Raw genomic sequence first — 15,823 nt, 5'->3', positions numbered from 1 at the left:
TATAATTTTAGCGCAACATGTTTTAAGCTTGAATATCATTTAAGCCTAAAACGTCCTTCATATCGTATTTTTTTGCATCTTTTCCGACAACCCATGCTGCTGCGCGTACAGCACCTGCCGCAAAGTTCATACGATTGGTCGCTTTATGTGTCACTTCGACACGCTCACCCTCGCCTATGAACATCACAGTATGCTCACCGACGATATCACCACCACGAATCGTTTCAAAACCGATCGTTTCACGTTCACGTGGACCTGTATGACCTTCACGACCATAAACCGCCACTTTCTTCAAATCACGCCCTAAAGTTTCCGCAACCGCTTCCCCCATCATCAAAGCAGTTCCAGATGGTGCATCTACTTTGTGACGATGGTGTGCTTCGATAATCTCAATATCCACTGTATCACCAAAAACTTTGGCAGCCAGCTCAAGCAATTTAATTGAAACATTGACACCCACTGAGTAGTTTGCGGCATAAACAATGGGTGTTTGTGTCGCAGATTGATTTAACAAGGTTTTTTGCTCATCTGAAAAGCCCGTTGTTCCAATCACCATGGCAACACCAGCATCACGGCATAATTTTAGATGGTTTTCTGTTGCAACTGGGGCAGTGAAATCAATCACCACATCAACATCTTTTAAAATGTCTTCCAAACTGCCCACGACTTTGATACCGACAGCACCAATTCCAGCAAGTTCCCCTGCATCTGCCCCAATCAACGTACTTTCTGGACGCTCTACCGCTGCCGCAAGCTGATAACCTGCTTGTTGTACCGCTTGAATCAATGTACGGCCCATACGACCGCCTGCACCTAAAATACCAATACGTGGAGCTGCTGACATACGATCTTCCTAAATCTGAATTTGAAAATTTGGCTCTACTATAACAAAACTCAGTTCCAAGACCACGATTCCATTTAAAAATACTGCGAACTTTCTGATTTCTTTTAAGTCTTCGGCAATTAAGGTCAAAAAAGTAGACTCAACGAAAAAATAGATCAAGACTAAAAAATATATCGGTAAAACTTTGAAAAAATTTAAAATATTGCTCAATCTATTTCATCAAAGTGCAAGAATCACACAGCAGACTACTGCCACGAATGAAAACAATATGGATTATAAGCAGATCAATATGCATTCGAATAAAATGGTTTTTGCATTTGTATTAGCAACAATGATGACCAGTGCTTGGGCTGAATCTACACCAACTCCAGCCGCTACACTTACTGAAGAAAAAACGGTCTCTCAAGGCAACGCAACTACGCCTTCAGAAACACAAACTGAAGTTCGTGTCGAAGATATTGACGCTCCGATTCTTGAATAATTTTGGTTTGTTTTTGTATTAGAGGATATGGGGTTATATCCTCTAATCTTGAAATCACTGCACAGATTCACAATATGATCTACGCTAATCTATTGAAACTTTAGATGTAAACTGTGGCAATGAAAGTTTTATCTCATTCAACAATATTTTCATAACATCAATTTTATTGATCAAAAAAAATTATATCTTGAAGCTACAATTAGGACTCATTTAGAATGACTAAATTTCGTATTTCGCGCCTAGAATCGCCTAAAAAACATACCTAGTCGCAAACATAGACGAATTGCCCACAAACCCTAAAATAACGAAACAATTTTAAATAAAATTTAAGCTTAATAAATGAATATTCTAAAGCTCGGAAGTCATATAAATAATAGAGAGATTTAAGGAAATATAATGCAAATTAAAACCATGATTTTAGGACTAATGATGATCACAACTGTTTCGCTCAGTTGGGCACAAGAATCTGCCGTCCCCGCTGAACCTCAGACAGCTGCCTCATCCACTCCGGCAGTGATTCTTCCACAAGATGACAATTCAATCGATGCTGCGCCAGATGATCATGAATTTGACCAATCCTCATCGGATCAACCAACAAAATAAAAAAATGGAGCAACAGCTCACTGTTGCTCCATTTTTATTGCTTTAATCGTTCAGATTAATTAGTCGAATAAACGATCAAAGAAAGATTTTTTCTTCGGCGAAGATTTATTGTCATCGCTTTCCATGGTCGCTTGAAGTTCTTTCAACAGCTCACGTTGGCGACTCGTCAAATTCACTGGTGTTTCTACTACGATACGGCAAAGTAAATCACCTTGCATGCTACTACGCACAGGTTTTACGCCTTTACCACGTAAACGGAACATTTTACCGGTTTGTGTACCTTCTGGCACTTTCAAACTGACACGACCATCTAAAGTCGGAATTTCAAGTTCCTTACCTAAGGCAGCATCAGCAATGCTCACAGGCACATCCATGTATAGGTCTGCACCATCACGTTGGAAGATGTCATGTTCACGTACAACCACTTCAACGTATAGGTCACCAGACTGACCATCACGAATTGCTTCACCTTTACCAGTTAAGCGTACGCGATCACCATTGTCCACACCTGCTGGAATGGTCACTTCAAGGGTTTGTTGACGATCTGAAACCCCAGAACCATGACACTTATTACATGGGTTTTTAATGATTTTGCCCTGTCCGCGACAAGTGCTACAAGTCTGTTGGACTGAGAAAAACCCTTGTTGCATACGCACCTGACCTGCACCATGACAAGTCTTACACGTTTCAACATCATTCGGATTTTTTGAACCTTTTCCATCACAGGCATCGCAAGGTGCTGGTGCAGTGAAAGTAATGGTTTTTTTCACCCCTTTCACAGCTTCTTCAAGCGTTAATTCCATGACATAACGGAGATCTGAGCCACGACGTGCACGTTGTTGACCACGACCACCGCCGCCAAAAGCACCACCGAAAATATCACCAAACTGGCTGAAAATATCTTCGGCACTGAATCCACCGCCGAAGCCGCCACCGCCCATACCACCTTCAAAGGCATTGTGCCCCATACGGTCATACATGCTGCGTTTTTCACTGTCAGAAAGCACTTCGTAGGCTTCTGCACATTCTTTGAACTTTTCTTCAGCTTCTGCGTTGTCAGGGTTGCGATCTGGATGATACTTCATCGCCAACTTACGGTAGGCTTTTTTAATTTCATCATCACTAGCGGTTTTAGCAATACCTAAAACCTCATAATAATCACGTTTAGCCATGATTGGCGATGCTCCACAAAAATTTGATAATACTTCTATGCAGAGTAAATTGGGGGCGATGTTATTTTTTACAAGTTTGAAATCTAGTTTTTTTTAAAAAACTGCTTTTTTCTGTAAATATTTTGTAAAACCTTTAAGCCAAATATTGAGTAAATATAGCCATGCAATCGCACTAAATACGACACCTGCCACCGTACATGCTTTTACCCAGATGAAACTGTCCCAATAGAAAAACATTAAAGGAATAAACCACAATGCAGCAAAAGCCGCTAAAATCAAAAAAATGACAGCATTGCGCATAATCCACAATGCTTGTGCATGTATCCATACCTCTGCATCATTTGCTACTGCTACTTTGCGCGCTAACCAATATGCGAGCACTGCTGTAATTACCGTAAATAATGCAAGAAACATAAACAAATAAGAGCTCGTAATGAACTTACGATGCTGTTCCGGATTTGTTTGCCCCATGGGTGTTTTTGACCTCAAATTCATTGCATACTGATTGACTTATTATGCAATGAAATTTCCTATGTTATTTTCTGTTAAAGATTAAGTGCTACTATATTGAAGTTTTCAATTTTTCGCACCTAATATTCACAACAAATTATGTATTTTCTGTAGTTTTTTTAATCTTAAACCAAGTCGCATATAGCGCAGGTAAGAAAAATAGGGTCAAAAGTGTAGCGATAATTAATCCACCCATAATCGCAACAGCCATCGGACCAAAGAAAATACTACGTGACAGCGGTATCATCGCCAAAACAGCAGCCAATGCAGTAAGAATAATTGGACGGAAACGGCGTACTGTTGCGTCCAAAATTGCATCCCATTGATTATGCCCAGCTCGAATATCCTGCTCAATCTGATCGATCAGAATTAAAGAATTTCGCATAATCATGCCAGATAGTGCAATCGTACCGAGCATTGCCACAAAGCCGAACGGTTTGTTAAATAACAACAGGAATAAAACCACACCGATTAAACCCAATGGCGCAGTCAAAAACACAATGAAAGAGCGTGAAATACTTTTCAGCTGAATCATGAGGAGCGTAAATACCACTGCTAGGAATAGAGGCATACCTGCATTCACAGAGCTTTGTCCTTTGGCAGACTCCTCTACTGTTCCGCCAACTTCAACCAAATAACCACTTGGTAATGTTGCGCGAAGTTGATCCATTTTCTCCGCCATTTGATTTACAACAGTTGCGGGTTGTAACTTGCTCCGAATATCTGCACGTACCGTAATGGTTGGTAAACGATTGCGGTGCCAGATTAGACCGTCTTCAAACTTATACTGTAGTGTCGCGATTTGTGCCAATGGTACTGTAGTGCCATTGCTGGTCGGTACAGCCAAACTTGATAATGCTTCAACATTTATCCGTTCAGCCTGATCTCCACGGATACGCACATCGATCAATTCACGCTTTTCACGATACTGATTGATGATTGCACCTGAAATCGAACTGTTTAAGAAATTCGCCAAATCTTCCGAACTCACGCCCATTTGACGCGCACGATCTTGGTCGATCAGCAAAGAAATGATTTTACTTTGCTCACCCCAATCCAAATGCACATTGCCAGTATTTGGATTTTCACTCAGCAGTTGAGCAACTTTCTGGGCTTCCTGACGGACTACAGCAACGTCTTCACCAGATACACGATACTGCAACGGATAGCCCACAGGAGGACCATTTTCCAACAATGAGACACGGGTTCGAACTTGTGGCAATAATTGGCGAATTTGAGTATCTAAGGATTTACGAATTTCATCGCGATCATCAAGTGATGACGCCAACACCACAAACTGTGCAAAACTGGCTTGTGGCATTTGTTGATCAAGTGGCAAGTAAAAACGTGGCGAGCCTGTGCCAACATAAGCGACATAATTATCAATACCGTCTTGTTTGGATAAGAATGCTTCCACTTTTTTCACAGCATTTTCAGTTGCGGTGAGTGAAGCGCCTTCTTCCAATTTTAAATCGACCAGAATTTCGGCACGGTTTGACGGTGGAAAAAACTGTTGTGGTACAAACTTAAACATCACCACCGACAGTACAAATATCCCCACAGTGATTGAAATCACCGTTTTTCGATAGGTCACACACCAATTCACCAACTTTCTAAAGCTTTGATAAAATTTCGATTGGTAGGGATCAAAATGCTCACCAGCATGATGAATCACAGGTTGCGGTTCTGGTTGTTTACGCAATCTTGCATAAAGACGCTGATACCACGGCGCTTTTTGCGCTTCTTTACTAAAATCAGGCAGTAATTTATCACCCAAATAAGGTACAAAAATCACCGCGGCAAACCATGACACAACTAAAGCAATGGTAACCACTTGGAAAATTGAACGGGTATATTCACCTGTACTTGATGCAGCGGTCGCAATCGGTAAAAATCCCGCAGCGGTAATTAATGTACCTGTTAGCATTGGAAATGCAGTACTGGTCCATGCAAATCCTGCCGCTTTCATTCGACTATAGCCTTGCTCCATTTTGATCGCCATCATTTCAACCGCGATAATGGCATCATCGACCAAAAGTCCTAATGCGAGGATCAATGCGCCTAAAGAAATCTTATGCAAGCCAACATCAAACAGATTCATCCCTGCAAAGGTCATGGCAAGCACCAACGGAATCGAGAAGGCAACCACTAATCCTGTTCGGAACCCCAATGAGAAGAAACTGACCAGTAAAACAATGATCACAGCCTCAGCCAATACTTTGACGAATTCATGAATACTACGTTGTACTGCAACAGGCTGATCTGAAACTTTTTTCAGTTCCATGCCCAAAGGTAAAGTCTTTTGTAGGGTTTGAAATTCAGTCTCTAGATTTTTACCCAATGCAATGATGTCCCCACCTTTACGCATGGATACAGCAAGACCAATACCATTTTCTCCCATAAAGCGCATACGCGGTTGAGCAGGCTCGCTAAAACCACGATAAACCTCAGCCACATCGCCCAGTTGAATAGTTTTATTTCCCACCAGCAACGGCATTTTTTTCAGATCGTCTACGCTTTTTAATGCGCCACTGACACGGACTTGAATACGGTCTGTACCTGTTTCAAAGAAACCTGCACTGGTCACACTATTTTGTTTTGCCAAAGCTTCTTGGATTGCTGTAACAGGCACCCCCATCTGCACTGCTTTAGTATTGGAAATCTCAATCCAAATCTTTTGATCTTGTAATCCAACCAAATTGACTTTGCTGACATCTTTTACTCGCTGTAAGCGAAGTTGTAGCCGATCGGCATATTCTTTGAGTGTGGCATAATTGAAGTCTTTGCCTGTTAAAACATAAATATTCCCGAATGTATCGCCAAACTCATCATTAAAGAATGGACCCTGAACACCAGAAGGCAACTGTGTTTTGATGTCACCGACTTTTTTACGTACTTGGTACCAAACATTTGGAAGTTCATTGGATACTAACGAATCTTTTGCCATAAACATGACCATGGACTCTCCAGGACGAGAGTACGCCATAATCTTGTCATAGAGCCCTGTACTCATGAGCTCCTTTTCAACTTTATCGGTGATTTGCAAAGAGACTTCCTGTGCTGTTGCACCCGGCCAGTAGGTTTGCACCACCATCACTTTAAAGGAAAAAGGAGGATCTTCACTTTGAGACAGTTTGGAATAAGAAAATAACCCGACAATCCCCAGCAAAATCATAAAATAAAGCACTAAGCCTTTATTTTTGAGCGCCCATTCTGACAAATTAAAGGAGTTAAATAGACTCATGATCGTGCCCCTTTTTGGATAGTTACAGCACGATTTTCACGATCTATTGGTTTAATTTTTTGCTTGTCACGGAGTAAGTGAACACCGCCGACCACCACCCATTGCCCCGCATTTAAACCACTCAATACCGTGACATTGTCACGCCCGTAAGGTCCTAAAGTCACAGAGACTTTACGAATAGTCTGATCAGGATTGACCACCCAAATATATGCTTGATTATTATTGGCTGAGACACTGCTCAGCGGTACACTCAAAATATTTTGAACATTTTGATTGAAAAACACACGTGCACTTTGCCCCAGTTGAATGACCGACTGTGCTTCTTTTAAAGCCACTTTCACTGTAAATGTCCGCGATTGATCTGCAGCAGGAGAAATCTCACGGACATAGGCTGCAAATTTATCTTCAGGCTTTGACCACAAGGTAATCCATGCGCTTTGTCCCACTTTAATTTCAGAAATCGCCTGTTCAGGAACCCCGATAACCACCTCACGATCACCATCAATCGCCAATTGATAAATCGCTTGCCCTGCCGAAACCACTTGTCCAATTTCAATATTACGTTGGGTAATGACCCCATTTTTATTGGCAATCAGTTGGTTATAACCTGTCTGATTGGCACTGACATCATAGTTGGATTGTGCTTGTTTAAGGCTTGCCTGTGCTGCGTCATATTGATTTTTAACACTATCGTATTGGGAACGACTGACGGCATTGATGGGTAATAATTGTTGAAAACGTTTAAACTCATCTGCTGCAACTTTCGCAGCGGATTGAGCACTTTCAAGTTGTGCTTTTGCAGAGTTCAATTGTAATTCGGCATCTTTGACATCTAGCTTGGCCAAAACCTGCCCAACTTTAACGCGGTCGCCAACCTCGACATAACGTGCAGTGATCTGTCCAGCAACTCGAAAGGCTAACGCAGTTTGCTGCCGTGCCTGTACATCGCCTGCATAGCTTTTCTGATCTTCTTGGGAAGTCAGCGGTTGGGCAACCATCACCAAGGGAATCTGTTCCACTTCAGGCGCTGGCTTACTACATCCCACCAGAATGACACTACACGATACCAATAGGCTCGTGATCACTAACTTTATACTACGCATAGGCAAGGCTCTTATTTAAATGCTCTTTTCAGGCAAATGAGAATGAGATATTGAGACCATGTGACGATTCATCTAGCACCTTGCAAAACAAACAAAACCATACTTTGTTCTTGCGCAGGTTGGCGTTAAAATAATCTTAGCCAGCATGCCGAAACTAAAAAAGTAATTTTCTAGGTTTCACGCTTTGCCCGCTTAGTTTTACTGAACGACACAAGTCATTGATGAAATGTCAAAAGCCCGTTTGTTGCTCATTTTTTAATTAATATACTGCATGGTACAATAATTGTGAATCATGTTTTGAGTAATTGACCTAATTTTGTTTTTTTGGGAATTATTGTGCAAACAACAGTTGGCCGTCCAAAGGACTTAGAAAAACGTAAACAGATTGTAGAAGCAGCAAAAAAACTGTTTCTAAAGCTTGGCTATCACGGTTCCAGTATGAACCAGATTGCCAAAGAAGCAGGTGTAACAAAACTGACCGTATATAACCATTTTCAAGATAAAGAAACTTTATTTAGCTGTGCCATTGAAGAAACTTGCGAAGAGTCAATTAATGCCCGACCATTGCGTCTCAATGCTGAAAGTGATTTTTATGCACATTTTTTTCAAGCCTGTGAATTGGCAATGAATGTGATTAATTTGCCTGAAGCTATTAAATTAGATCATTTACTATTGGAACTTGCCGCAGAAAAGAACCCTTTGGCGCTACAATTTTATAATTCGTCTCATCAAAGAATGTGTTCGGTATGGCAAGACTTTTTTCAACAAGCCACAAGCCTGAAATTTATTCAAGTTGATCAAATCGAAAAGCAGACCAATTTAATTTTGTCTTTATTGCTTGGTGTTCGTCATCATGAGGTCTTGTTGGGAATTCGCCCAACGCCAACAGATCAAGAAAAACAGCAAATCATCAAAGAAAGCATTGATTTATTTATGCTGAAATATAAACCGTGATGGTGCTATTAAAAAACTAAATAATGTGCAATTGCTGTTTCAGGCATACTCGAAGATGTCATAGGCAAATTGACCCAAAAAGTTGGGGTCTGTTGACAATTCGTCTATGTTTGCGACTAGGTGTGTTTTTTAGGCGATTCTAGGCGCGAAATACGAAATTTAGTCATTCTAAATAAGTAGTTCGGAACGAAGAAGCGGCAAAAAACACGCTAGTCCCGAAGGGTTGTGGCTAAAATTATCTCAGGCTACGTTATGAAACTTGAAAATAGTCTCGCTATTCTCTTTGTTTCATGCCTTGCCTGTTCAATTTTAACCTACAACGCAAGCCATTTATGAAATGTCTACAGACCCTAATAAAACCGAACGAAAAACAAATCAAAGTCGACTTCTTGCACAGTCACTTACATACTTTTGTAGGGAGTCCCTTGGATTGTGATGGAATCACGTTATATTCAAGATAACAAGAACTGGAGAGTGACAAATGGTTCAACAAATTGATGCTCCACTGCGTGAAGATGTACGCTTACTCGGAAATCTTTTAGGTGAAACCTTAAAAGAACATGCAGGACAAGATTTGTTTAATCAAATTGAACAGATTCGCGCTTTAGGCAAAGGCGCCCGTGATGGTCAAATTGAAGCAGAAAAACAACTTGAACAATTATTTTTAAATTTAAAAGATTATGAAATTCTGCCTCTTACCCGTGCATTCTCACACTTTCTGAATTTTGCCAATATCGCAGAACAATATCATGTGGTGCGTAGTCGTCGCCAAAGTGAATGTGATGAACATGCCCCATCACCCAATGTTCTCGATCATTTATTTAGCAAGTTTAAAGATCAGCAAATTTCGGCTGAAACGCTTTATCAGCAAATTTGTGAATTAAAAATTGAATTGGTACTCACCGCACATCCAACTGAGGTCAGTCGTCGTACTTTAATTCAAAAATATGATGGGATTAATCACTGTCTTTCAACATTTGATCAGCAAAAACTCACGCCTAAACAACGTGCTGAGGTGTTGACTGATTTAAAACAACTGATTTGTTCAGCATGGCAAACGGATGAGATTCGTCAACATCGTCCTACGCCGATTGATGAAGCAAAGTGGGGCTTCACCACTATTGAACAAACGCTGTGGAATGCAGTACCCAAATTTATCCGTGAGTTGGATGACCTTGTTCAAGGCAACTGTGCTCAAGCCTTACCTTTGGACATTTCACCGATTCGTTTTGCATCATGGATGGGAGGCGACCGTGATGGAAACCCGAATGTCACACATAACATTACACAAGAGGTTTTGTGGTTATCTCGCTGGAAAGCCGCTGATTTATATCTTCGTGATATAGAGGACTTGCGTTGGGAGCTTTCAATTGAGGCGTATTCCAATGAATTACATCAAGCTTTAGGCTATAGCCATCCAGAGCCATATCGTGAATATTTACGTGCTACACGTGAGCGCTTGAAAGCTACCCGTCAATGGTTGGCAGATAAATTACGTGGACAGCACTCGGACGTTGACCGCAGTTTAATCATTCGTCATAAAGATGAGTTATTACAGCCACTATTGCTTTGCTATCGTTCGCTCATGGCATGTAATTTGCCAGAAATTGCCAATGGGAAATTGCTCGACTTTATCTATCGTGTCAATTGTTTTGGAATTGAATTATTAAAGCTGGACATTCGTCAAGAATCAGGTCGTCACCGTCAAGCCATCTCCGCAATTACCGAATATCTTGGTTTGGGTAATTTTGAGACATGGACTGAACAAGCTCGCCAAAACTTCTTATTGCAAGAATTACAAAGCAAGCGTCCATTATTACCAAAACACTTAAACGAGCCTGCTAATAGCCTGATTGAACATCCTGATGTTCAAGAAGTCTTTGCTACGATGCGTACTTTGGCAGAGCAGCCTAAAGAAAGTTTAGGTGCTTATATCATTTCGATGGCTGAATATCCGAGTGATGTATTGGCGGTACTGTTACTTCAAAAAGAAGCGGGAATTGAACATCCCTTACGTGTAGTGCCATTATTTGAAACCTTGAAGGATTTAGATGGTGCTGCAAGTACCATGACGACCTTATTCAATATGCATTGGTATAAACAGCATATTCAAGGCAAACATGAGGTGATGATTGGTTACTCTGACTCTGCCAAAGATGCAGGCTTTATGTCGGCAAATTGGGCTCAGTATCGTGCCCAAGAAGAGTTAACTGCGATTGCAAAACAACACGGCATACAATTGACCTTGTTCCATGGTCGTGGCGGCTCCATCAGTCGTGGTGGTGCGCCTACTCAACAGGCACTATTTTCTCAACCACCTGGCTCAATTTCTGGTGCAATCCGAGTAACTGAACAAGGTGAAATGATTCGCTTTAAATTTGGTTTGGAAGAAATCGCCTTACAAAATTTAGAAATTTATGCTGCTGCGACATTAGAGGCAACCTTATTACCGCCACCTGTACCCAAACAAGCATGGCGAGATTTGATGCACAACATGACCGACTTGTCTGTTCAAGTGTATCGTCAGACCGTGCGTGAAAATCCTCATTTTGTAAAATATTTACGTACCGTTACCCCAGAACTTGAGTTACAAATGTTGCCGCTTGGCTCACGCCCTGCGAAGCGTAAAGTCAGTGGAGGAATTGAATCCTTACGTGCTATTCCTTGGGTTTTCGCTTGGACACAAATTCGTTTGATGCTTCCTGCTTGGTTGGGTACAGGGGCAGCCATCAATCAAGTGATTGATCAAGGTCAGAAAGCTGTTTTGGATGAAATGCTGTCTGAATGGCCTTATTTCCAAACCTTAATTGATATGCTGGAAATGGTGCTGTCTAAAGCAGACTCAAATATTGCCCTGTATTACGAATCTCATTTAACAGATGATGAAGATTTAAAAGTGCTCGGTGCTGAATTACGTCAACGTCTCCATGATGCTGTTCAAACACTTTTAGCCATGAAAGGCGAGTCAGCACTTCTCAGTTCCAATGAAGTGCTTGATCAAGCAATGAAAGTACGTAAACCATATCTGTTGCCGTTACACTTATTGCAAGCTGAGCTCATGAAACGTCGTCGTGCTTATTTGGCTGAATTTCAGGCTGAACATACCCCTGTAGATCATGCACTGATGGTGAGTATTGCTGGTATTGCGGCGGGTTTACGAAACACAGGTTAATTTACTGAAGATCTCATCACTTGTTATATCCCGTTTAGGAGAATGGCATTTGTCATTCTCCTAAGTTTTTATAAAAATGCCAACTGATTCAAATATTTTAAGTGACCAATCACTTTTTTTAATCAATCAAAAAGCATCTAATTTTTTATTTTTTTTAATATTAAATTTTTTTAATACTTTGATTTTACGCAGTAACATCGCTTAATTATTTGACCAAATGGTACAAAACAATCTTTTTCCCTAATAAATGCAAGCGTTTAGTTTGACTAAAATGATTAAAACTCTCGAAAAGAAAGCGTATGATGTGTCCAATTTGTCTTTCGAGTGCTCAATTTATGTCCAACTGGTTTCCCAAATGGCGTCCGTATTCTGGCAGCATTGATGCAAGACCTGTCGGTACCAATGAGTATTTACCTCCTGCACAAAGCATTGTTTTAGGGATTCAACATGCTTTTGCAATGTTTGGTGCAACTGTACTTGCACCTTTCTTAATGGGCTTTGACCCGAACCTGGCTATTTTGATGTCAGGAATCTGTACGATCCTATTTTTTATTGTAACGGGTGGTCGTGTCCCAAGTTACTTGGGTTCAAGCTTCGCCTTTATTGGTGTCGTCATCGCTGCAACAGGTTATGCTGCTTCTGGCACGGGTACACCAAATTTAAATATTGCTCATGCAGCAGGCGGTATTATGGCGTGTGGCGTGTTGTATGCAATCTTTGGTTTGATTGTGATGGCAACAGGGACCAAATGGATAGAAAAGCTGATGCCTCCTGTGGTTACAGGTGCTGTGGTCATGATTATCGGTTTAAACCTTGCACCAGTCACAGTAAAAGGGGTTGCAGGCAATGACTTTAATATGTGGATGGCGTTGGTGACTGTACTTTGTATGGGCTCAATTGCTGTATTCACAAAAGGTTTATTACAACGTTTACTGCTATTGGTTGGTTTATTGTTGGCTTATTTGATCTATTTCATTGTTGCCAATGTGATGGGGAATGGTACACCAATCAATTTTACCCCAATTCAACAAGCAGCTTGGTTTGGTACTCCCACATTCCACTCGCCTGTTTTTGATATCAATGCCATGTTGATCATTGCACCGATCGCTTTAATTCTTGTTGCAGAGAACTTAGGTCATATCAAAGCAGTGAGTGCCATGACTGGAGAAAATTTAGACCCTCAAATTGGTAAAGCGTTTGTTGCTGATGGTATTGCAACCACACTTTCAGGTGGTGTGGGTGCTCCAGGCATGACCACTTACGGCGAAAATATTGGTGTGATGGCGGTCACCCGTGTTTATTCGACCATTATTTTTGTCATTGCGGGTGTTTTTGCCATTTTCTTAGGCTTTTCACCAAAGTTTGGGGCAATTATTCATACTATCCCAACTGCGATTTTAACCGGTGCTTCGATTGTGGTGTTTGGTTTAATCACCATTGCGGGTGCAAAAATCTGGATTGAAAATAAAGTCGACTTTTCTAAAAATAAAAATCTGATGGTGGCTGCTGTGACCATTATTTTAGGTACAGGTGACTTTGCCCTTCAATTTGGTGATTTCAATCTCGGTGGTATTGGTACTGCAACCTTTGCGGCACTGATTCTTAACTGGTTCTTTAGTTTAAATGATAAATCAGAATAATTAATTGAAGATATTTAAAGCAGTCGAAAGGCTGCTTTTTTTTATTTTATATGACGACAGACCCACAAATAAATTTCTTGCACTTGATCCAAACAATCACGACTGAGTACATCAGGATTTTCCAGTTCTTTTAACAGATATTCAAACATTGGCTTTTGTTCTGGATATTTCTGGAGAGCTTGCAGTACAGTATTGTCTAAATTTACAGGCCATTGTTCGATCTCAAGCCATGTCAGTGGCAATAAGCGAATGATTCTTCTCAATAAAGATTTTTTTAAATTGACGCTGTCTTGTAAGTCGAACCGCGTAGTCGCCAACATCTCGAAATAATGTTGTATCTCTTGATCATATCCCTGATTGATCGCGAGAATCACACTTCGATCAATTTCAACATTTTCAAACTGTCTGGATAAATTATCGCCATAAAGAGGATGGCAAAAGAATTTGATCCATGCTCCCCAACTTTTTCGATTGTTTTCGTTTAAAACATCTTGTAATACGCCAATATCAACATCAACTTTAGAAAAAAAGCCGGTTAAAGCCATAATATCCGACTTAATCTGCGAAATTTTTCGTTCTACATCATCGACTGGCTGAACAAAGACCACACATAAATCGAGATCAGACTGTCCACTAACAGCTGTGCCCTTTGCCACACTTCCATAGACATACACACTATGCAGTTCAGTCGGAAATTCGGTGCAAAAGACGTTTATCACTTGCATTAAAACAGGTTCAAATTCAGATTGAATCATGAGAGATGTCGATATAACGGAGTGATTGAATAGAAAATCATAAGATCTGATTTATATCAAACGGCTTAGCATTAAAAAAGCCGTACTGTTTTTTTATATCCTGTACGGCTTGGTTTTGCTAAAAAAATCTAATTTTTTTTATCTATTGCTATGTCTATGTCAACTCGTCATTTTTAAGCTTGCTCTCGCTCCAACCATGCTTTTAAACAAGGTGAAAAAAACAAATTGCCTTGATAAATACCTTGTACGGTTTTGACCATAACCATTAGCCAAAGCATCATGAGAATTGCAGCAAATGCTAAACCTGTATCGACAATAAAATTAACCTGTAACTGATGCCCTACATTCAATATCGCTAAAGTAAAGACGCCCAATGGAAAGGTTAATCCCCACCAACCTAAGTTAAAAGGTAATTCTGTCGCAGCGTGCTTCAATGTGGTTAAAACAGCTATTGCAAACCACCACACACCAAAACCCAGTAACATAAAACTTGCGACAATACCTGCATTTTGAAAGAACACACCGAGGCTTTCTAAGTGGATCAAAGTCAAAACTTGAGGTGCTTGAGCACCTAAAACCAAGAGTGCCAATGCGCCAGTACCAATTGGTCCCAAAGCCAACCAACCTGTGATTGCCAATTCTTTGCTTGGTAATTTATGTAATGCCAGACGCAACATCAAAATCGTCAGGATCCCAAACGCTGGCAATACAGACATCCCCCACAGCATATAACTGGCGAATAAAATACCGATAGCCTGCTGACTCGCTTCCATATGCGCTAACAACAAACCACCTGAGGTTGCTGCAACCTCACAGGCGACAATCGGCAACAACCACATTGCAGTCATTGTGTGCAATTGATGCTCTTGTTTATGGAACATACAAAATGGTACAAGAATCCCAATCCCTACCGCCAAAATGACATCAACAAACCATAACAGTTGTGCGATTTGGATTGCAGCATCACCGTATATTGCAATGCCATATTTTAAAAAGCCATTTAAAATCGTTGCCAAACCCATTGGAATTGCACCTAAAAAAAGTACCATCGCAGGATGGGAAAAGATCTGCTTCGCTTCTTGAGGATAAATCAGCCAGCGCAGAACATAGAGCGTCATAAATGTGATAAATACCAGTATGTTAAATTGCCACAGCAGGGTTGCCAATTGCCACAAAAAACCTTGAGCAAATGGAAATTCAGGTAAAATGAGTGCCACAACGCCTGTCCCCATGGTCATGGTGAACCAATTTGGCGTAAACTGTCGGATCACATCTCGTGTTTGTTCGAGTTGGTAAAATGGCTTTTTCATCGCTTCATCCTCATTTCAGCAGATAAATTGATTAT

The 15,823-nt window shown here is 40.7% G+C and carries 12 protein-coding genes; 5 read left to right on the top strand and 7 right to left on the bottom strand.

The features are described from left to right. Positions 1 to 22: 22 nt before the first annotated feature. Positions 23 to 844: a 4-hydroxy-tetrahydrodipicolinate reductase gene (gene dapB / locus ACINWC743_RS10225; RefSeq protein WP_009585378.1), complete on the bottom strand. Its 822-nt coding sequence runs from the start codon at positions 842 to 844 to the stop codon at positions 23 to 25. Between the two features lie 289 nt (positions 845 to 1,133). On the opposite strand from dapB, the gene ACINWC743_RS10215 reads away from it, so the two are divergent. Next, positions 1,134 to 1,325, top strand: a complete 192-nt coding sequence (locus ACINWC743_RS10215; protein ID WP_035300961.1) for a hypothetical protein — start codon at positions 1,134 to 1,136, stop codon at positions 1,323 to 1,325. Between the two features lie 396 nt (positions 1,326 to 1,721). Beyond that, the gene (locus ACINWC743_RS10210; protein ID WP_009585370.1) at positions 1,722 to 1,928 is read left to right on the top strand and encodes a hypothetical protein; all 207 of its coding nucleotides are present in this window, start codon (positions 1,722 to 1,724) and stop codon (positions 1,926 to 1,928) included. A 59-nt stretch (positions 1,929 to 1,987) separates the two neighbouring features. On the opposite strand, the gene dnaJ is transcribed toward ACINWC743_RS10210, so the two are convergent. From dnaJ to ACINWC743_RS10190, 4 genes are all read right to left on the bottom strand, one after another. Further along, the gene (gene dnaJ, locus ACINWC743_RS10205) at positions 1,988 to 3,100 is read right to left on the bottom strand and encodes a molecular chaperone DnaJ (protein ID WP_004825793.1); all 1,113 of its coding nucleotides are present in this window, start codon (positions 3,098 to 3,100) and stop codon (positions 1,988 to 1,990) included. A gap of 93 nt (positions 3,101 to 3,193) precedes the next feature. After that, entirely contained in the window at positions 3,194 to 3,571 is a 378-nt protein-coding gene (locus ACINWC743_RS10200; RefSeq protein ID WP_004825792.1) for a hypothetical protein, read from the bottom strand. 136 nt (positions 3,572 to 3,707) lie between these two features. Further along, entirely contained in the window at positions 3,708 to 6,854 is a 3,147-nt protein-coding gene (locus ACINWC743_RS10195; protein ID WP_009585361.1) for an efflux RND transporter permease subunit, read from the bottom strand. Further along, positions 6,851 to 7,957, bottom strand: a complete 1,107-nt coding sequence (locus ACINWC743_RS10190; RefSeq protein WP_009585394.1) for an efflux RND transporter periplasmic adaptor subunit — start codon at positions 7,955 to 7,957, stop codon at positions 6,851 to 6,853. Before ACINWC743_RS10190 ends, ACINWC743_RS10195 begins: the two co-directional genes overlap by 4 nt. A 336-nt stretch (positions 7,958 to 8,293) precedes the next feature. On the opposite strand from ACINWC743_RS10190, the gene ACINWC743_RS10185 reads away from it, so the two are divergent. The 3 genes from ACINWC743_RS10185 to ACINWC743_RS10175 all read left to right on the top strand — a co-directional run bounded on the left by ACINWC743_RS10185 (position 8,294) and on the right by ACINWC743_RS10175 (position 13,723). Continuing rightward, complete coding sequence (locus tag ACINWC743_RS10185; protein ID WP_009585416.1) at positions 8,294 to 8,911, top strand: TetR/AcrR family transcriptional regulator; 618 nt, start codon at positions 8,294 to 8,296, stop codon at positions 8,909 to 8,911. 481 nt (positions 8,912 to 9,392) lie between these two features. Continuing rightward, on the top strand, positions 9,393 to 12,083 hold the full coding sequence (ppc, locus tag ACINWC743_RS10180; RefSeq protein ID WP_009585371.1) for a phosphoenolpyruvate carboxylase: 2,691 nt from the start codon (positions 9,393 to 9,395) through the stop codon (positions 12,081 to 12,083). 335 nt (positions 12,084 to 12,418) lie between these two features. Beyond that, on the top strand, positions 12,419 to 13,723 hold the full coding sequence (locus ACINWC743_RS10175) for a solute carrier family 23 protein (RefSeq protein WP_004825782.1): 1,305 nt from the start codon (positions 12,419 to 12,421) through the stop codon (positions 13,721 to 13,723). A gap of 41 nt (positions 13,724 to 13,764) precedes the next feature. Here ACINWC743_RS10175 and ACINWC743_RS10170 read toward each other — a convergent pair whose 3' ends face one another. Beyond that, the gene (locus ACINWC743_RS10170) at positions 13,765 to 14,478 is read right to left on the bottom strand and encodes a nucleotidyltransferase family protein (RefSeq protein WP_009585420.1); all 714 of its coding nucleotides are present in this window, start codon (positions 14,476 to 14,478) and stop codon (positions 13,765 to 13,767) included. Between the two features lie 173 nt (positions 14,479 to 14,651). Then, positions 14,652 to 15,788 carry a TDT family transporter gene (locus ACINWC743_RS10165; RefSeq protein WP_009585421.1) on the bottom strand — a complete coding sequence of 379 codons (1,137 nt, stop codon included), beginning with the start codon at positions 15,786 to 15,788 and terminating at the stop codon, positions 14,652 to 14,654. Between the last annotated feature and the right edge of the window lie 35 nt (positions 15,789 to 15,823).

Source organism: Acinetobacter sp. WC-743 (assembly GCF_000335555.1).
Classification (GTDB): Bacteria; Pseudomonadota; Gammaproteobacteria; order Pseudomonadales; family Moraxellaceae; genus Acinetobacter; species Acinetobacter bereziniae.
This window is presented reverse-complemented; position numbering and strand designations above follow the sequence as displayed.